Genomic DNA, 18,705 nt, shown 5'->3' on the forward strand with positions numbered 1-18,705 from the left:
GGGGCGCGGCGGGCCGGTGCCGCCGTCCGCTCCGGCGGCGGCGGGCCGCCCGGCCGGGCCCCGCGGCCCCGCGCTCCATCTGCGCAACCCCGCGCAGCTGGTGGAACGGGAGCTGCTCAAGCTCGCGTTGCAGCATCCGCACCTGGTGGCGCCCGCGTTCGACGCCTACGGGTCCGACGAGTTCACCGCCGAGCCGTACGCCGTCGTGCGCGGCCTCATCGAGACGGCCGGCGGCACCGAGGCGGCCGACGACGGCTATCTGGACCGGGTGCGGGAGGCCGCGCCCGACGACACCGTGCGCAAGTTGATCAACGAGCTGACGGTGGAGCCGCCGCGGAACCCGGGCAACGGGGCGCCGGACGAGGCGTACGCGGGTGAGCAGTTGGTGGCGGTGCGGCTGGCCGCCGTCCGCGCCCGGGTGGCGGAGCTGGAGGGCGGCGCCCGGCGGCTGGACGCGCAGGGCCGTGCCGAGGAGTCGGCGGCGGTCTGGCAGGAGCTGTGGGTGCTGGAGCAGTACGCGACGGCACTGCGCGCCAAGGGCGCGGCGGCCCTCTAGCTTGATCTTCAACCTGTGCGGCGGGGTCGCCCCGCTGTAGTCCTACTGCCGCGTCGCGTAGCGGAAAGCAGAAAAACTGTGCGCAGACCCCTACTGAGCGCAGTGTGTCGTACTCCACACTGTTGACGGTGTCTCAACCCGTTGTCGAGCGCGACGCACGCCGCGGACCGGTCGCGCTCTCTTCCCCGGGGACGGACGGCGGCGTTCGGGCCACCGTTGCCGTCCTCGTCTCGCACGCCGTTCCCGCAACTGGCAGCGATCACTCCTGGAGGTCGCCCTCGTGCAGACCCAGACCCTGACCGGCTCGGCGCGCCCGGCGGCGGCCGCCCGCGCCGTGTCCCCCGGCCGTCCCGCGACGCCGCCCGCGCCCGCCGAGCACGTCCCCGGGCCCGGCGCCCGGCCACCGCTGGAGCTGGTGGAGCCGGTCCCCGCGGAGAGCCCCGGCCCGCCCATGGTGCTCGCGCCGCCGGCCACGGCGGCACCGTCCGGGACGCCGGGCGGCCCGTCGGCGGACCTCTTCCGGCAGTACCTGCGCGAGATCGGGCGCATCCCGCTGCTCACCGCCGCCGAGGAGGTGGAGCTGGCCCGGCGGGTGGAGGCAGGGCTGTTCGCCGAGGAGAAGCTGGCCGACGCCGCCGCCCTGGACACCGAGCTGGCCCTCGACCTGGACCGGCTCGTCGTCCAGGGGCGGCTGGCCAAACGCCGGTTGATCGAGGCGAACCTGCGGCTGGTCGTCTCCGTCGCCAAGCGCTACGTCGGCCGGGGGCTGACCATGCTGGACCTGGTACAGGAGGGCAACCTCGGGCTGATCCGCGCGGTCGAGAAGTTCGACTACGCGCGTGGATTCAAGTTCTCCACGTACGCGACGTGGTGGATACGCCAGGCCATGTCCCGGGCCCTGGCCGACCAGGCGAGGACGATACGGGTGCCCGTGCACGTCGTGGAGCTGATCAACCGCGTGGTGCGGGCCCAGCGCACGATCCTCCAGGAGCGGGGTTACGAGCCCACGCCACAGGAGGTCGCCGCCCTGCTCGGGCTGACCGAGGAGCGGGTGAGCGAGGTGCTGCGGCTCGCACAGGACCCGATCTCCCTGCACGCGCCGGTCGGTGAGGAGGAGGACGTCCACCTCGGCGACCTCATCGAGGACGGCGACGCCCCCTCCCCGGTGGAGTCGGCCGCGTTCCTGCTGCTGCGCCAGCATCTGGAGGCGGTGCTCTCCACGCTGGGCGAGCGCGAGCGCAGGGTCGTGCAGCTCCGGTACGGACTGGTCGACGGGCGCCCGCGCACGCTGGAGGAGATCGGCCGGCTGTTCGGCGTCACCCGGGAGCGCATCCGGCAGATCGAGTCGAAGACGCTCGGGAAGCTGCGCGACCACACCTACGCCGAGCAGCTGCGCGGCTATCTGGACTGACGCGCCGACCTCCGGCGCCCGGCCGACCGGGCGGGCGTGCGGGGCGTGCGGGGCGTGCGGGGCGTGCGGCCCAGCGAAACCGCACGCCCCGGCGGTCAGGCGGGGAAGGCACCGGGGTGGGTCTCGTCCCGCACGGCGGCGTACTGCTGCCGCACGGCCTGGCCGACGGGCAGTTCGTCACCGGGGTCGCAGAGCGTCGCGACGGGGGCGGGCCACTGCGGCGGCGCGGTCGGCGCGGTGTGGCCGTTCGCGACGGCGAGTGCCCAGGCGGCCTGCCGGGCGGCGCCGAGGGTCGTGTAGTCGGCGGGCTCGGGAACGACAACCTGGGCGCCGAAGAGCGCGGGGGCGATGCTCTGCACGGCGGGCAGTTCGGCGGCCTGGCCGAGCAGGAAGACGCGGTGGACGGCCACCCCTCGTCGGCGCAGGACGTCCAGAGCGTCGGCGAGGCCGCAGAGCATGCCCTCGAAGGCGGCCCTGGCCAGGTGCTCGGGCTTCATCGACTCCCGCCGCAGTCCCGCCAGCGTGCCCGCGGTGTGCGGGAGTTCGGGGGTGCGCTCGCCCTCCAGATACGGGAGCAGGACGAGGCCGTAGGAGCCGGGGGACGACTTCAGGGCGAGCGCCGAGAGGCCCTCCAGGTCGCAGCCGAGCAGTTCGGCGGCGCCGCGCAGCACCCGCACGGCGTTGACGGTGCGCACGACGGGCAGGTGCATGCCCGTCGCGTCGGCGTAGGAGGTGATGGTGCCGCTGCCGTCGGCCAGGGGCTCGTGGTGGATGGCGGAGACGGAGCCGGAGGCGCCCAGGGAGACGACGGCGTCCCCGAGGCCGAGACCGAGACCGAAGGCCGCGGCCATGGTCTCCCCGGTGCCGGCGGAGATCAGCAGGCCCTCGGGGGTCTGGCCCGCGGCGTCGGCGGGCCCGAGCACCTCGGGCAGGGCCACGGGCCGGCCGAGGGCCAGCTCGGCGAGGTCGGGCCGCCACGCGCCGGTGGCGGCGGACCAGTAGCCGGTGCCGGAGGCGTCGCCCCGGTCCGTGGTGCGGCGGGCGGGACGGCCGAGGAGCTGCCAGGTGAGCCAGTCGTGCGGCTGGAGGACGGCGGCGGTGCGGGCCGCGGCCTCGGGCTCGGTGCGAGCCAGTCGGCGCAGCTTGGTGATCGGGGTGCCGGACTGCGGGACGAGGCCGACCGCCTGCGCCCAGGCGGCGCGGCCGCCGAGGCCGTCGACCAGGTCGGCGGCCACCGTCTGGGCGGCGGGGTCGTTGCCGATCAGGGCGGGGCGGACCACGTTCCCGGCCTCGTCGAGGAAGACGGCGCCGTGCTGCTGGGCGGAGACGCCGATGGCCTGGACGCCCTCCAGCAGGCCGCCGCCCGCCGCCTCACCCAGGGACAGCAGCCAGGACTGCGGGTCGATCTCGGTGCGGCGCCCGCCGTCCTGCGGGGGCGGGGCGGGATGCGGGGCGTACCCCTGTCGGATGACGGCACCGGTGTCGGCGTCGCAGACGATGATGCGGGTGTACTCGGACGAACTGTCCAGACCGGCTGCTATCCCCATGGGCACGATGATGCCGTATGGCCGGGCGGGCACGACCGAGCCCCCGCCCGTTCCCCGAAGGGACGGGCGGGGGCTGACGGAGGAGAGTCGCGGAGCACCGGTCAGAAGGAGGTAGACCCCGGCCTCCGCTGGTGCTGCGGCTCCGGGTGGCCGGATCTCGTCCGGCCACCCGGCGTCCGGGACCTCAGCCCCTGGCGGACAGAGAAGCGTTCTCCGACAGCAGGGACAGGTCCGACAGGATGTGCGACAGCGGGTCGTCGCCGTCGACCTGCGTGGAGTTCTCGGTGCAGGTCTGGTAGTTCTTGCTGGTGAGGATGTCCTCGACGTTGACACCGACGAGGCCGATGCCCTTGAGGGCGTCGACGTCCGGGACGGCGACACACGGCTTGTTGAGCGAGCCGTTGACCAGGCTCATGTTCGGGCTCATGTAGCCGCCCGTGGTGGTGTTGCCGTAGACCTGCTTCGAGCCGTTGCCGCTGGCGGTCTCGTGGCCCCAGTCGTCCCCGGTCGCGAGGGCGGGGGACGCGGCGACACCGGTAACGCCGACGACGGAAGCCGCCACAGCAGCCGTAGCGAGCACCTTCTTGATCACGAGTTTTCCTTCCGAATCTGGAATGCCCCGCTGCCGGAGCAAACTGGTCAACTCGCGATCCGGGCAGAAGTTCTCTTGCTTCACTCGACCAGAGGATTCATCGGATGCTCTGATTTTTCCGGGCCGTCAGGCGCGTCGCAGGTGGAAACGATTCTTCTGGCACATCCCCACCCCGCGCGCCCAAACGTGTCAGGGCTTGCGGCCTACTCCGCCGTAGGAGTCCACGGCGACCGTCGTGCCGATCTGGGCCGGGTCCGGGCGCCACAACGGGCAGGAGACGACCCCCGGCTCGACGAGCTCGAAGCCGGCGAAGAACTCGGCGATCTCCTCCGGGCTGCGCAGCTGGTACCGCACCTGGCCGCCCTCGTTGTGCTGGGCCTGGGCGGCGTTCAGCGTCTCGTCCGTGTTCGTGCCGTCGCAGACCACCAGGTAGCTGCCCGACGGCAGCGCCGACACCAGCTCGGCGACGATGCCGCGCGCCTCGTCGCCGTCGATGACGTGACCGAGGATGCCGCTGAGGATCAGCGCGATCGGCTGGTCGAAGTCGAGCGTCTCGCGGGCCTTGGCCAGGATGGCGGCGGGCTCGCGGAGGTCGGCGTCCAGGTAGGCCGTCGCACCCTCGGGTGTGCTGGTGAGCAGCGCACGGGCGTGGGCCAGCACCAGCGGGTCGTTGTCGACGTAGACGATGCGCGAGTCCGGGGCCACCCGCTGGGCGATCTCGTGGGTGTTGTCCACCGTCGGCAGGCCCGTGCCGACGTCCAGGAACTGGCGGACCCCCGCCTCCCCGGCCAGGTGGCGGATGGCCCGGGAGAGGAAGGAGCGGAACGCGCGCGCGTTGGCCGCGATGGCGGGGAAGGCCGCGGCGAACTGGTCCGCGGCGATCCGGTCGGCCTCGTAGTTGTCCTTGCCGCCGAGCCAGTAGTTCCACATCCGCGCCGAGTGCGGGACGCTGCTGTCGATGACGGGTGCCGGCTCCGCACCGGACGACTCGCCTGCGGCTATGGGTCCGCCGTCTGCCACGTTCAACTCCTGTACGCCCTGGCCAACGCCACGTGTGATCAACGGGCCCAACGTACCGTCCCGCCCCGCGCCCGGCCAGCGGTGAGACCGCTCCGGCCGGGGCGGACGGCCCCCGGGGCGCCGTGCGGACGGCCGTGATCTGGCGGATCATGGTTCCGCAGGCCGAAGGCGGCGTCAGGACGTGACATGGCACAAGCCCTGAGCGGAAAGTTCGCGGACGCGCTCGTGCGCCTGCTGTCCTGCCCCGACCCGGACAACCTGCTCGCGGAGGCGGCCATCGCGGTCGCCCCCCACCGGCGCCATGCCGCCGGAGTGCTGCACTGGCTGGACCAGGCGGGTTCCCTGACGATCGTCGCCGCGGCCGGGCTGCCCGACGCCTACCTCGACGCCTACCGGGTCGTGCCCGTGGACTCCTGGATCCCGTGCGCACGCGCCGTCCGGGAGAACCGTCCGGTCTACACGACCGTCGCCGACCACCCGCTCCCGGACGTGTACCCCGCCGACCTCGGAATCCAGCCCATGGGGGCCGACGCCGAGTTCGTCTCCGTCCCGCTGCTGCTGGACAGCGTCTGCCTGGGCGCCCTGAGCCTGCGGGTGCCCACGGGCAGCGCGCTCGACTCGGCGAACGAGCAGCGGCTCATGGCCCTGGCCAACGCCTGCGCACACCGCTGGGAGCGCATGCGCCACGGCAGCGGCGGCGTCAGCACCGAGCGCTCCGGGGAACACCGCCTCCCTCCCCCGGCGCTCGCCGTCGGCCAGCAGCGCACCACCATGCTGGAGAAGGCGCTGTCCAACGCCGGTCTCGGCATGTTCGACTGGGACTTCACCTCCGGCCGTGTCGTCTGGGACGAACGCAGCTGCCGTCTCTTCGGGGTGCGGCCCGAGGAGTTCGACGGCCGGATCGAGACCTTCGACGCCCTGGTCCACCCCGACGACCGGGCCCAGGTCGAGGCGGCCGTCGAGGAGAGCTACGAGACCGGGCGGTACGAGGTCACGTACCGGGTCGCCCGCCCCGACGGCGCCGTCCGGTGGATCCATGCCGAGAGCCGCCTCGTCTACGACAGCGAGGGCCGGCCGCTCAGGATGACCGGCATCGTCCAGGACCGGACCGACGAACACGAGCGGGCCGCGGCCCGCAGGGCGCGCAGCGAGTTCATCCTCGCCCTCACCCGCTCGCTGGCCGCCGCGCTGTCCACGGAGGACGTGGTGTCGGCCGTGGCGGCGACGACCCTGCGGGAGCTCGGCGGCGCGACGATGGCCGTGTTCCTGCGGCGGGAGAACGGCGTCATGCGGCTGGCCGGCTCCCGGGGCTACGACCGCGAGCAGGAGGAACGGCTGCGCTCCCTCGGTGAGGTGATGAGCGGCCATCCGCTCTACGACGAGGTCTGGGAGGGCAATCCGCTGTTCCTCGAGTCCCAGCGGGAGTACCGCGAGCGCTTCCCCGACACGGCGCTCGCCTCACCCCGGGGCGGGGCCACGCACGCGTGGGCGATCCTGCCACTGATCTCGGCCCAGGGTCTCGTCGGGACGTGCGTCTTCGGCTACAACCGCCCCCGCGGCTTCTCCCCGGACGACCGGACGGTCTACACCGCGGCGGCCGGCATCATGGCCCAGGCGCTGACCCGCGCCCGGCTCTACGACGCCCGCCGGGAGGACCTCACCGAACTGCAGGAGCTGATGCTCCCGGGCGCGCTGCCCGAGCTGCCGGGGCTGGACGTCGCGGTGCGCTACCGTCCGGGCGACCAGGGGCTGGACGTCGGGGGCGACTGGTACGACGTCCTGCGCCTGCCCGAGGGCCGCGCGGCCCTCATCATCGGCGACGTCCAGGGCCACAGCGCCAGGGCCGCCGCGGTGATGGGGCAGATGCGCACGGCCATGCGCACCCGCGCGACGGAGAACCACATCCCCTCCGAGCTGATGGCGGGGGCGAACCGCACCCTGTGCGAGCTGGACACCGACCTGTTCGCGACCTGCGCCATCGCGGAGGTGGACCCGGCGGCGGGGCGGCTGCGGCTGGTGCGGGCCGGTCATCCCCACCCCATGGTCGTCCGGGCGGACGGCACGGTGCGGGAGGTCGAGGTGCGAGGCGGCATGCCGCTCGGCTGCTTCCCCGACGACGAGTACCCCGTGGCCGAGACGGAGCTGGCGCCCGGGGACGCCCTGCTGCTCTACACCGACGGACTGGTCGAGGTGCCCGGCATCGACTACAGCGCCGGCGTGCGACGCCTGGCCGAGCGGCTGTCCCGCCACCACCGCGGCCCGCTGGAGGAGCTGGCCGACCGCCTGGTCGCCCCCGCCGTCGCCCGCTCCCCCAAGGACGACATCGCGGTGGTGCTGCTGCGCCTGGGCGGCTGAGGAAATCCGCCCGCACTTCCGGAGGCCGTTCCGGCTGTCCGGGGGCAGAATTGGGTAGCGCCGTATTGCGGACAGCGGATGATCGCCTCGGAGGTGGTGCGGTGGCGCACGAGCGCAGACCAGCGGCCTTGCGGAGGTTCTCCGCGACGGCGCGTGGCGCCGCGAAGGCCCTGCGCCGGGGGCGCGCCGCCCTGAGCACGACGCCGGCCTCCCGCGATCGCCTGGCCTGGCTGAACGCGGCCGGCACCAGGATCGGGACGACGCTGGACCTGGAGCGCACCTGTCAGGAGCTGGCCGACTACTGCGTGCCGGAGCTGGCCGACGGCGCCGCCGTGGACCTGCTGGACGCCGTCCTGCGCGGCGAGGACCCCACGCCGGCGCCCGACGGGGAGCTGCCCGTCCTGCGCGCCATCGCCATAGCGGAGGTCCCCGGTCTCGGTCAGCTGGAGCCGGACCCGGTGGGCGACATCGCCGTGAACCGCCCCGGCGGGCTCCTGGAGAACTGCCTGATCACCCGGGAACCCCTGCTCGTCGGCCGCATCGCCCCGCACCAGTTCGAGCTGATCGCCCCCACCCGCAGCGCGGCCCGAGCCATGCGGCGCGCGGGCGTGCACAGCTATCTGGCGGTTCCGCTGGTGGCCCGTGGCGTGCTCCTCGGCATCGCGGACTACATCCGGGTGGGCAGCCGTCCGGGCTTCACCCGGACGGACATGGCCCTGGCGGTGGAACTGGCCGCGAAGGTGGCCGTGGCCGTGGACAACGCCCGGCTCTACGGCCGCGAGCGGCAGGCTGTGGTCTCGCTCCAGCGCAGCCTGCTCCCGCGGGCCACTCCGGAGACGCCGGGGCTGCTGGTGGACACCTGCTACGCGCCCGCGAGTGAGCCGCACGGGGTCGGGGGCGACTGGTTCGACGTCATCGGGCTGCCCGGGGGGCGCACGGCCCTGGTCGTCGGGGACGTGATGAGCCACGGCCTGGCCGCGGCGGCCACCATGGGCCGGCTGCGGGCCGTGTCCCGCACTCTGATGAACCTGGACATCGAGCCCGGACGGATGTTGGCCCGGCTGGACCTGGCCGCCCGCGACCTGGAGGAGGACCAGGTCGCGACCTGCCTGGTCGCCGTCTACGACCCGGTGGAGCGCAGCTACACGATGGCCGCGGCCGGGCAGGTGCCGCCGCTGATGGTGGAGGCGGGCGGGCACACCCGCTATCTGGACCTCCCGGTGGGTGCCCCCCTGGGCTCCGGGGTGATCCCCTACGACTCGGTGACGGTGCGCGTCGAGGACGGGGACCGCCTGGTCCTGTACACCGACGGGCTGATCAAGACCCGCCAGGACGACCTGGACGAGTGCTTGGGCCTGCTGCGGAAGACGGCCGGCGATCTGCTCGCGGCCCATGAACTCGTCGCCGACCAGCTCGTGCGGGCGGCCCCGACAGGGACGCAGCGGTTCGACGAGACCGTCACCGTCGTCTCCGCCTCCCGGCACGACGGGGCCGACGTCCTGCTGCGGCAGTGGGAGCTGCCCGGTGACGGCTCGGCGGCGTCCGCGGCCCGTCGGCTGGTGCGGGATGAGCTGGCGAGCTGGCAGCTGGACGACCTGGTCGACACGATGGAGCTGGTGGTCAGCGAGCTGGTCGGCAACGCGTTGCGGTACGGGGGCGGCCCCGGCACGATGCGGCTGCTGCGGACGAGCCGGCTCGCCGTGGAGATCTCCGACACCGGGCCCGACCTGCCCCAGATCCAGCACGTGTCGTGGAGTGACGAGGGCGGGCGCGGCCTCCAGCTCGTCAACCTGCTGACCCGGCGGTGGGGCTCGTGCCGCACCGGTGGCACCGGCAAAGTGGTCTGGGCCGAGTTGGACGTGCCCCTGCCCCCGGGCGTGGACTGAGGCGGGCGGGGACGGAACCCGGGACACACGAAAGGCCCGGGGCTCCAGACCGCCCCGGACCGCAGACAAAACAGTCCTCGGTAGCCCGCCCTGACGCCATCCGCCCCAGTCGTCGCTGAGGTTCCGACGCCCACGGACTGCCGAGGGCCTAGCCAGAGTCTGCCAAGGGTCTCCTGCCGACGGACGTCTCCGCTGACGGTGCTGGCTCTCCGACTATCCGGCTTATGAACCAATCTGCACCTTTTTCCCGTTTCCGTCAAGCCCCTTCCCCACCCCGGGCGCAGCCGCCGCGCCGACCACCGGACCAGCGCCGGCACAACGCCGAACGACGCGCCGCGCGCCGTCCCGCGCCGCGCCCGCCGCCTTGACCGCCCGCACATCCGGCACCCCGCCGCGGCCACCCGGCCGCCGGCTCAGCACGCACATCCACGGGCACCACCGCACCCGCCGCGCTCGCCCGCACCGCGCGGGGACTCCCGGCCGACAGCGCACCGGCCGCGCTCACCGCCATCCCGCCGGCCACGCCTCCGCCGACCCGCTCCGGCACTCCCGGCCGGGCCCATCAGTCCGAGGACCGGGCAGCGGCCCGACGGACCGTCACTTTTGCGGACTTCCACTCACATCTTCACGACTGATGCCGATGACAGGGCAGTTGAGCTGACTCACCCGGCCTTCCGGACCGCATATCGAACGCTTTCCTTTACTGAACGGTCAAATCCTGGAGTCAACGCGCGTCACTTCGCGCTGACCTAATGACATGAACACGACTGCGTGGCAGTGTTCCCCCGCGCCCCGGACCACAGTTCGAGGGCGCGGCGCACAACCCGTTCTGCCTGGAACCGGCGGCTTCCCGTGCCTCCGGCTTTCCGGCCCCCACGCAGGAGGAGAACACCGGGTGACATTCACCAACAGGAAGCACCGGATATCCGCCCTGGCCGTCACCGCGGCCTTCGTCGCCGCCGGACTGACCGCGGGAACCGCGGGCGCGGAGCCGGGCGGGCCCAACGGGTTGAACAAGGGCGCGATGCCCGCCTCTCTGTCGGCCTCCGCCTACACGGACCTGGTCCGCGCCGCGGACTCCCCGGCCGCCAGGGCGAAGACCGCCAAGGAGATCGGCCTCGGCACGCAGGAGGGGCTCGAGGTCAAGAGCGTCGTGAAGAACCGCGACGGCTCCACCCACACCCGCTACGCCCGCACTTACGCGGGCCTGCCCGTCCTGGGCGGCGACCTCATCGTGCACCGCGACGCGGCCGGCGAGAAGAAGGGCGTGACCAAGGCCGTCTCGGCCCGCATCACGGTGCCCTCCACCCGCGCCGCCGAGGAGCACAAGCCCGCCACCCCGCAGGCCGAGGGCAGCGTCGCCCCGCGCAAGGTCGTCTGGGCCACGGACAAGAAGGCCGTCCTCGCCTGGGAGACGGTCGTCGGCGGCCTGCAGGACGACGGCGCCCCCAGCGAACTGCACGTCATCACCGACGCCCGCACCGGCAAGACGCTCGCCGAGTGGCAGGGCGTCCACAAGAGCACCGGCAGCGGCGACAGCATGTACGTCGGTGAGGTCCCCGTCGACACCGACGGCACGTCAGGCTCCTACACCATGACCGACACCGTGCGCGGCGGCCACCAGACCCAGGACGCGGACAACGGCAACCAGGTCTTCACCGACGCCGACAACCTCTGGGGCGACGGCACCCCGCAACACCCCCAGACCGCCGCCGTGGACGCCCACTACGGCGCCGCGCTCACGTGGGACTACTTCAAGCTGGTCCACGGCCGGGACGGCATCCGTGGCGACGGCGTCGGCGCCTCCAGCCGCGTCCACTACGGCGACGCCTACGTCAACGCCTTCTGGCAGGACTCCTGCTTCTGCATGACCTACGGCGACGGCGAGAACAACGAGAAGCCGCTCACCTCGCTGGACGTCGCCGCCCACGAGATGACCCACGGCGTCACCTCGCACACGGCGGGCCTCGTCTACCGCGGCGAGTCCGGCGGCATCAACGAGGCCACCTCCGACATCTTCGCCGCCGCGGTCGAGTTCTACGCCGCCAACCCCGCCGACCCCGCCGACTACCTGGTCGGCGAGAAGATCGACATCCGCGGCAACGGCACGCCCCTGCGCTACATGGACCAGCCCAGCAAGGACGGCAACTCGCTGGACTACTGGAGCCGTGACGCCAAGCGTGTGGACGTCCACTACTCCTCCGGCATCGGCAACCACTTCTTCTACCTGCTCGCCGAGGGCAGCGGGCAGAAGACCCTCAACGGCGTGACCTACGACAGCCCCACCTACGACGGCTCGACGGTGACCGGCATCGGCATCGACAAGGCCGCCACCATCTGGTTCAAGGCCCTGACCGAGCAGATGACGTCCCGCACGGACTACGCGGACGCCCGCGACGCGACCGTGACCGCCGCCACCGAGCTCTACGGCGCGGGCAGCACCGAGGTCGCCGCCGTCGAGTCCGCCTGGACCGCGGTCAACGTGACGTGACCCCCGCCTCGGGGCGGGCCGGGTCCGGCCCGCCCCGAGGGCTCCTGGCGATCTCGGCCCCGGCTACGCGCCCCGCGCGAGCGGCTGCTCTCCAACCGGGGCGACGACGGCGAGTCTGCTCAGCACCGGCACGTGGTCCGAGGCCAGGAGATCCCGGGTGACGACGCCGGTCCACACCGGTTCCACGCCCGGCCCCGCGAAGACGTAATCGATGCACACGTCCGGCGCGGCGGCTGGAAACGTGGGGATCTCCCCGCTGCCGGAGGCCGTCCAGGCGTCTGTGAAGCCTGCCCTGAGCGTGGCGATCTCGGAGGTCAGCGGGGCCGCGTTGAAATCGCCGAGGAGCACGGCGGGGCGCGTGTCACCGACCAGCTCCACGACCTGCTTCGCCTGCTGGGCTCGATCGGGTTCCGAGAACGCGTCCAGGTGGGTGTTGTAGACGTGCAGCACAACGCCGTCGACGGCGATCTGTGCGTGCAACAGGCCCCGCTGTTCCTCGCCCGGCGAGCACACCAGGTGCGTGTTGTCCCAGCACGTGATCGGATGGCGGGAGAGCAGGGCGGTACCGAACTGGGCACGCCGCCCGCCCGGGGTGGGCGGAACAAGGTCGACATTGACGCCGTAGGCGAGATCGAGGTCCAGGATCTCGGCCAGCCGGGCCGCTTGGTCCTGCCAGTCGCTGCGCGCACCGAAGTGCCGGTCGACTTCCTGCAGCCCCACGATGTCGGCATTGGCCGACTCGATCACCATGGCGATCCGCTCGAGATCGAGCACACCATCGGAACCTTCACCATGACGGATGTTGAACGTCAAGACCGAAACCGTGGCCCTCGGAGACGAGACCTGTGCTCCGCGACGCGTCGGACGCGTTCCTGGCGGGGTGCCGAGAGCGGCGTTCTGCCGTGTCCCTGATGTGGCCATCAGGCGAGACCGGCTCCCGTACGGGCTCTCGTGAGCCGTTCGGTTTCCACGGCCTCGTAGAGAGCCCTGATGTTGGAGCTGCCGAACGTCTCGGCTCCGCATCGCTCGATGACCTCGAAGAAGAGGGTGCGCCGTGCGTGCGTCGAACGCGTGAAGATCTGGAAGAGCTGCCCCCCGTGGTCCTCGTCGACGAGGATGTTCAGCTCCCGCAGCCCTTCCAGCGTGTGCTTGCTCAACGTCACACGCTCTCCGAGGCTCCGGTAGTAGGCGCCCGGCGTGGTCAGGAACTCCACCCCCCGGCCGGACAGCGTTTCCACTGCCTGAACCACGTCCTCGGCCGCGAAGGCGATGTGCTGGACGCCGGCCCCGTCGTGGTTCTTCAGGAACTCGTCGATCTGGCCCGCCTCAGCCGTCGGGTCGGGCTGGATCATCGTGAAGGTGACCGTGCCGTCCCGGCTCTGGACGACTTTCGAGAGCATCGCCTGACTCCCGATGACGATGCGTTCCTCGAAGATCTCACGGAAACCGAACACTGATGTGTAGAAGTCGACGGTCGGGTCCAGCTCGCCGATGTTCAGGCACACCGCGAAGTGATCCATCGCCAGGAGCATCCCCTTCTCACGACGCCGCCCGGCGGCAGGGGCCGCTCCCGGAAGCCAACGGAAGCCCGGCGGGAGCCCGCGGTCGGAGTCCGGCCGCTGCACGAGCGTGTGTACGACGTCTCCGAAACCCGCGACCGTGGCGGTCAGCTCCACGTCCTCGCCCTCGTGAGTCCGGGGTTCCGTCACCGGCCGACACCCCCGCTCGACGGCCTGTGCGAAAGCCCGCCGCACGTCGGAGGTGCGCAGCGTGATGTCTGCAACGCCGTCGCCGTGCGACAGCACGTAGGAAGCCGCCGGATGGCGCTCGTCCGTCGCCTCCGTCAGCACCAGCCGCATCGCGCCCTGGCTCAGCATGACGGACCGGAATCCCTGTTCGGGCGAGCCGCCGACCGCCACCTCCGCGAAGCCGTAGTGATCGCACCAGACGGCCTTCCCCGCCGTCAGGTCATCGACGTACATCTCCACGGAGTCGAGCGTGAAGTCATCTGTCGGGGCCTCATGTTGCAAGGACTTCATTCGATGGGTACCGCCTTTCGGGTCGAACCCGTTGCAGATTCAGTGCGGACGCAGTCGGCCGTTACCAGGGGGAGACCCCGAACAGCTTCCGGCCGAGCGGCGTCATGGCCGCAAGCTGGAGCTCGTTGAACGTGCGGTCCGACGGCCGGTCACCAGGCCGGCTGCCGGCGCTGTACGGCTGGTCGTCGCGCGCATAGCGGAGGAACTGGGCGACCCGGGGCGCGGAACGCCGGTTGTGCGACGCGGCGTGTGGCATGAGATGGTGCATCAGCACGAAGTCGCCGGCCGATCCCGTCACCTCGACGCTCTTGAGGTGGGGGATGTTGCGCCACTTGTCGTGGAGTTGTCGGCCACGGGGAACAGAGGTGGCCTCTGCCTCGACCATGCGGTGCCCGCCTGGCACCACATGAATGGCGCCACCGCCGGGCTCGACGTCCGTGAAGTAGAAGCAACCGCCGATCTCCACCTCCTCGGGCGTGAGGAGGAACTCGTCCACGTCCTCCGGTACCGCGGGGTCGAGGTGAAGGTCCTGGCTGAGCTCAGTCTCGTGCGGTGTGTCGTTGCGCAGCGTGATGGCGAGCGAGCCGTCTCGCACGAGAAGCCGAGGGGACTGGAGCAGCTGCGCCACGATCTCGTAGAGCCGCTCGTTCTGGAAGAGCGGAATGAACGCGGGCGTGTCGAAGGTCTGGTTTCCCGGCGTGTGGAAGGGCTTGAACCGGCCGTCAAAGGCTTCCCAGTGGTCCGGGATGCTCAGATCCCGTGGCAGAAGGTCCATGACCAGTTGAGAGAAGTGGCGAGCCTCAGCTCTCGTCAGCACCTCACGGACCACGAGATACCCCTCTGTCCAGAAGGTGTCCACCTCGTCCTGGCTCAGTGCCGTTCCGGTCTTCGTCACCTGCATGTGAACTCCAAGGGTCAAACCAGTCGCCTGGTGCGAACGGGCTCCTGCCGCGGTGCGGCTCGGGCGGCTGTCAGGCCGGGGTGACGGGACGCCGCAGCCCTCGCGCCAGTTCCCGCAAGGTGTTCATCCCGCTGACGACCGCGAAACCGGGCGGGGAGTATCCCCGTTGACGCAGCCGCCGGGCGAACTCCGGATAGCGGGCCAGGCTTGCACCAGCCCGCACGTAGCAGAGGTCCAGATCCGGCTCAGACACCAGCCGCGCCTCCTCCAGCGCGGACCGGACAGCCCTCTCCTCGTCGGTGACAGCGGGTCGCGGGCCGATGTCTCTGCCGTCACCGCTCGTGCGGCGATGCGCCTGCTTCTCGCCGTCTGCCGCACCGCTGACGATCTCGTACCACTCCGGAACTACGAGGATCTCGGCCTCCGCGACCCCCCGGAGCAACTCCTCCCGCAGGTCGAGCGGGGACAGCGGGGACCCGCAGGCCGTCATGACGCGTGCGACGAGGCCTGGCGTACCGGTGTCACCGACCGGACTGAGCGTCACCTCAGCGGCCTCCACGTCGCGCATCCGCAGCAGCCGCCTCTCGACCGCTGCGAGGTCGACCCACCGGCCGTTCGACCACGCTCCATGGCCACACTGTTCCCGCCGGTGCATTCCGACGTGATGCGCGACCTCACTCACGGCACAGTCCCGGTCCGCGCCGACACACCGCAGCATGAACTCGAGGCCACGGAGCAGGGCCCCGCACTGGACAGGGGCGAGGACATCGGAGTCGCCGTGGACGGACAGCCGTGCTGTCCGCCCGTCCGTCCACCTGACCGACAGACTGGCCCCGTACTCATAGTCGGTCTCGTTCGTCGGCGCGGAAACGATCTCAGCCGCGAGCCCACGGTCGTCCACAACGTCCCGGCGCTCGTCGGACTCGACGAGCGCCGTCCAGCCCTGGGGCGGAGGAACGAAGTTGAACGCCAGGTCACTGCTCAGGCAGAGGCCTCGACGGTGCTGGCTCCGCACCAGCTCACCGATGAGGTCGAAGGGGTCGTACCTGCCGCACACGGGGTATCCCTCGGAGAGCGTCCGCTGCACCTCGGAGGCCGCCGTGAGCAGAGACTCCCCCGGAAGCCGGAACGCCATCGGGACGCGCTGCGCGGTGGCGCACAGCACCCGGCGGAGCTGGCCGTGGTGCCGGTTGTCCATCGATACGTTGACCGACAGCGCGTCTGTCCCGCTCCGCCAGCACATCAGCTGGGAGAAGGCCGCAAGAACCACCGTGGAGGGCAGCAGTCCCGTGCTCGACAGGATGCGGGAGAAGAGATGGTCGGCACCGTGCAGGGTGAGCGTGCTCCGGTAGTACCGGCCTTCGTTCCTGCCGCTGGAAGGGCGTGTGGGATGCAGCCGAGGGGGCGCGGTCGCGAAGTGACGGCGCAGGTAGTCCTCCGCCTCGGCGCGTTCCCGTTCGCCTTCCGGGCCGGTCTCCAGCGCGGCGGCAGCGCTCGGCTGAATGCCGTCCGCCCCTCCCAGCAAGCCCGCGGCTGATTTCGGCTCTCCGGCAAGGAGCCTGGTGGTCTCCTCGTCCAGTACTCGGTGAAATCCTGCGTCCACCGCGACGTTGTCGGCGACGAGCGCCAGCCACTGACGCCCTTCCGTGCGTAGCACCCGGAACTGCACCAGCAGGGCACCGACCCGGCCATGACGATGCTGTCTGAAGTCCTCGACGAACCGGGCCACGTGTTGCGGGAGGTCCGACTCGCTGCCCATCTGGACCGTCGAGAGAGGCGATCCCGAGTCGTGCAGCCTCTGGCACAGGGCACCGTCCACCACGTCGATCGAGGTGCGCAGGATCTCGAATCGTTTCTCCAGCGCCCCCACCAGTCGATGGACCGCTGTCTCGTCCATCGGCTCCGGGAGTGGCCGCACTCCCTCGGCAAGCCCCTTCTCCACGTACCACTGAAACTTCTGTGCCCTCGTCATGGGCGCGGTGGCAGCCGCCTCGGTCATCCGTCACACCTCACTGTGTCCCCGGCGTGGCGCTCCGCGGCTTCGTGCTCGCTGAGCAACCGTGACAGCTGGCGAATCGTGGGGTACTTGAACATGTCCCGCACCGTGATGCGCAGGCCGAGTGTCGTCGTGGTCGCCGCAGCAAGCTGCACGGCCGATATGGAGTCGCCGCCGAGTGCGAAGAAGTCGTCGTCCAGGCCGACCTCGACCGCACCGAGCTTGGCACTCCACAGCTCTGCGAGCGCCGTCTCCAGGTGGGTGGTGGGCCGGACGACAGCTCCCAGTGACGGTCGGCGGTCGGCGACCGGCTCAGGCAGCCTCTCCTGGTCCAGTTTGAGGTTCGCCGTGAGAGGAACGGCCGGGATGACGGTAAGCGACGCGGGGTGCTGATGTTCCGGCAGCACCCCGGACATGTGCTCGCGCAGCCCGGCCACGAGTCGCTGCCGGTCGGCCTCGTCCTGTGCCCGCCTGCCGGAGGCCGGGACCACGTAGGCGTCTAGCCGCTTATCACCGTCACCGTCCTCACGAGCCACGACCACCGCGTCGCTCACCTGCGGGTGTCGGGTCAGCACCGACTCGACCGCGCCGGGCTCGACCCGGTAGCCCCGCACCTTGACCTGACGATCTCCACGCCCCAGGAAGTGCAGGACCCCAAAGTCATCACGGCGTACGAGGTCGCCGGTCCGGTACCACATGGCCCCGGTGCCGTCCGTCTGCGAAACGAACCGCTCGCCCGTCAGTCCGGGCTGGTTCAGATAGCCCCGTGCCACCCCGCGGCCGCCGATGTACAGCTCACCCTGTTCTCCGGGTCCGACGGCGCTTCCGTCCGGCCCGAGAATCCGTACGACGACGTTGTTGACCGGTCTTCCGATCGGTATCACCGCGGCGTTCTCGGCCGTGGAGCCGGCCACGTGGAAGGTGGCGAATCCCGTCGTCTCCGTCGGACCGTACAGATGCACCAGCTCCCCTTGGAACGATTCCCGGGCCAGGGTTTCGAGATCCGACCGCACGGAGTCCCCGCCGAACAGCAGGGTGCGCACCCCGTTGAGGGCCCGGAAGTGCTCCGCCGCCAGCTGCCGGAAGACCGGACTGGTCAGGTGCAGCACCGTGACGCCGTCATCCCGCACTTTCGCGCACAGGCCGGCGAGGTCGTCACCCACGAACGTGTACACAACACAGGTCGCCCCGTTCGCCAGGGGCCCCCAGATCTCGAACGTCGACGCGTCGAAGGCCAGTGTGGCTAGCGCCGCTACCCGGTCCTCCGGCCCGACGGACACGTAGTCCTGCCCCGTGACCAGATTCACCACGCCGTCGTGAGTGACGAGTACCCCTTTGGGCCTGCCGGTGGAGCCGGAGGTGTAGAGGACATAGGCGAGATTACCGGCACCGCACACGGCCGGAGGATTGCCCGTCGGGCATCCGCCGAAGGGATCGGAGTCATCGTCCAGCAGGACGGTGACGGCGTCGTGCTCCGGCAGCGCCGACTCCAGGTCGCGCTGGGTGACCACCACGGACACCCTGCTGTCCCGCAGCATGAACGTCAGCCGGTCAGCCGGGTATCCGGGGTCGAGCGGGACGTAGGCACCACCCGCCTTGAGCACGGCGAGCAGCCCGACGAACATGTCCGGCGAACGTTCGACGCAGATGCCCACCATCGTGTCCGCTCCGACACCCAGCTCCCGCAACCGCCATGCCACCTGGTTCGAGCGGCTGTTCAGTTCGCCGTAGGTCAGGGAGCGGCCCGCCGCGACCACCGCCGTCCTCCCTGGGTCCAGCTCGGCATGCCGCTCGAACAGGGAGTGGACCGTGGCTCCCGGATCAGAGCCGTCGCGTCCGTCGTTCTGCTGCATCATCACCAACTCCGTTTGCACATGGCTTCAGTCCCGATACCGGAGGACACCGCGTCCG

The 18,705-nt window shown here is 71.3% G+C and carries 12 protein-coding genes and 1 pseudogene; 5 read left to right on the forward strand and 8 right to left on the reverse strand.

Annotation, left to right across the window (positions count from 1 at the left end; genetic code table 11):
- Positions 1-556 (forward strand): annotated as a pseudogene (locus tag HPT28_RS15160) (DNA primase); the annotation flags it as partial.
- Positions 557-836: 280 nt separating this feature from the next.
- On the forward strand, positions 837-1,967 hold the full coding sequence (locus tag HPT28_RS15165) for an RNA polymerase sigma factor (RefSeq protein WP_374226968.1): 1,131 nt from the start codon (positions 837-839) through the stop codon (positions 1,965-1,967).
- A gap of 95 nt (positions 1,968-2,062) precedes the next feature.
- Here the strand turns inward: HPT28_RS15165 and HPT28_RS15170 are convergent, their stop codons facing one another.
- The 3 genes from HPT28_RS15170 to HPT28_RS15180 all read right to left on the reverse strand — a co-directional run bounded on the left by HPT28_RS15170 (position 2,063) and on the right by HPT28_RS15180 (position 5,126).
- Positions 2,063-3,514 (reverse strand): FGGY family carbohydrate kinase, encoded by a 1,452-nt coding sequence (locus HPT28_RS15170; protein ID WP_219091609.1) that lies wholly within the window; start codon positions 3,512-3,514, stop codon positions 2,063-2,065.
- 184 nt (positions 3,515-3,698) lie between these two features.
- Positions 3,699-4,106, reverse strand: coding sequence for a rodlin (locus tag HPT28_RS15175; RefSeq protein WP_219091610.1), 408 nt, complete (start codon positions 4,104-4,106; stop codon positions 3,699-3,701).
- Positions 4,107-4,295: 189 nt separating this feature from the next.
- Positions 4,296-5,126, reverse strand: a complete 831-nt coding sequence (locus HPT28_RS15180) for an SAM-dependent methyltransferase (RefSeq protein WP_308119258.1) — start codon at positions 5,124-5,126, stop codon at positions 4,296-4,298.
- 186 nt (positions 5,127-5,312) lie between these two features.
- On the opposite strand from HPT28_RS15180, the gene HPT28_RS15185 reads away from it, so the two are divergent.
- The 3 genes from HPT28_RS15185 (at position 5,313) to HPT28_RS15195 (ending at position 11,858) form a co-directional block, all read left to right on the forward strand.
- Positions 5,313-7,481: a SpoIIE family protein phosphatase gene (locus tag HPT28_RS15185; RefSeq protein ID WP_219091611.1), complete on the forward strand. Its 2,169-nt coding sequence runs from the start codon at positions 5,313-5,315 to the stop codon at positions 7,479-7,481.
- A gap of 128 nt (positions 7,482-7,609) precedes the next feature.
- Positions 7,610-9,367: a SpoIIE family protein phosphatase gene (locus tag HPT28_RS15190; protein WP_374226969.1), complete on the forward strand. Its 1,758-nt coding sequence runs from the start codon at positions 7,610-7,612 to the stop codon at positions 9,365-9,367.
- Positions 9,368-10,262: 895 nt separating this feature from the next.
- Positions 10,263-11,858 carry a M4 family metallopeptidase gene (locus HPT28_RS15195; protein ID WP_308119259.1) on the forward strand — a complete coding sequence of 532 codons (1,596 nt, stop codon included), beginning with the start codon at positions 10,263-10,265 and terminating at the stop codon, positions 11,856-11,858.
- A 63-nt stretch (positions 11,859-11,921) separates the two neighbouring features.
- Here the strand turns inward: HPT28_RS15195 and HPT28_RS15200 are convergent, their stop codons facing one another.
- The 5 genes from HPT28_RS15200 to HPT28_RS15220 all read right to left on the reverse strand — a co-directional run bounded on the left by HPT28_RS15200 (position 11,922) and on the right by HPT28_RS15220 (position 18,650).
- Positions 11,922-12,671, reverse strand: coding sequence for an endonuclease/exonuclease/phosphatase family protein (locus HPT28_RS15200; RefSeq protein WP_219091614.1), 750 nt, complete (start codon positions 12,669-12,671; stop codon positions 11,922-11,924).
- A gap of 107 nt (positions 12,672-12,778) precedes the next feature.
- Positions 12,779-13,897 carry a 4-hydroxyphenylpyruvate dioxygenase gene (gene hppD, locus HPT28_RS15205; RefSeq protein WP_257578663.1) on the reverse strand — a complete coding sequence of 373 codons (1,119 nt, stop codon included), beginning with the start codon at positions 13,895-13,897 and terminating at the stop codon, positions 12,779-12,781.
- A 61-nt stretch (positions 13,898-13,958) separates the two neighbouring features.
- Positions 13,959-14,798 (reverse strand): phytanoyl-CoA dioxygenase family protein, encoded by an 840-nt coding sequence (locus tag HPT28_RS15210; protein WP_219091615.1) that lies wholly within the window; start codon positions 14,796-14,798, stop codon positions 13,959-13,961.
- Positions 14,799-14,868: 70 nt separating this feature from the next.
- Positions 14,869-16,797: a hypothetical protein gene (locus tag HPT28_RS15215; protein ID WP_219091616.1), complete on the reverse strand. Its 1,929-nt coding sequence runs from the start codon at positions 16,795-16,797 to the stop codon at positions 14,869-14,871.
- A complete protein-coding gene (locus HPT28_RS15220) occupies positions 16,794-18,650 on the reverse strand; it encodes an amino acid adenylation domain-containing protein (RefSeq protein WP_219091617.1) in 1,857 nt (618 codons plus the stop codon). Before HPT28_RS15220 ends, HPT28_RS15215 begins: the two co-directional genes overlap by 4 nt.
- Positions 18,651-18,705: the final 55 nt, after the last annotated feature.

It is taken from the genome of Streptomyces sp. JJ38 (genome assembly GCF_019303475.1).
Taxonomy (GTDB): Bacteria; Actinomycetota; Actinomycetes; order Streptomycetales; family Streptomycetaceae; genus Streptomyces.

Bases quoted from the DNA above. Each gene is read 5' to 3' on its own strand.
- HPT28_RS15170 (WP_219091609.1), bottom strand. From the start codon at position 3,514: ATGGGGATAGCAGCCGGTCTGGACAGTTCGTCCGAGTACACCCGCATC.
- HPT28_RS15185 (WP_219091611.1), top strand. From the start codon at position 5,313: ATGGCACAAGCCCTGAGCGGAAAGTTCGCGGACGCGCTCGTGCGCCTG.
- hppD (WP_257578663.1), bottom strand. From the start codon at position 13,897: ATGAAGTCCTTGCAACATGAGGCCCCGACAGATGACTTCACGCTCGAC.
- HPT28_RS15210 (WP_219091615.1), bottom strand. From the start codon at position 14,798: ATGCAGGTGACGAAGACCGGAACGGCACTGAGCCAGGACGAGGTGGAC.
- HPT28_RS15215 (WP_219091616.1), bottom strand. From the start codon at position 16,797: ATGACCGAGGCGGCTGCCACCGCGCCCATGACGAGGGCACAGAAGTTT.
- HPT28_RS15220 (WP_219091617.1), bottom strand. From the start codon at position 18,650: ATGATGCAGCAGAACGACGGACGCGACGGCTCTGATCCGGGAGCCACG.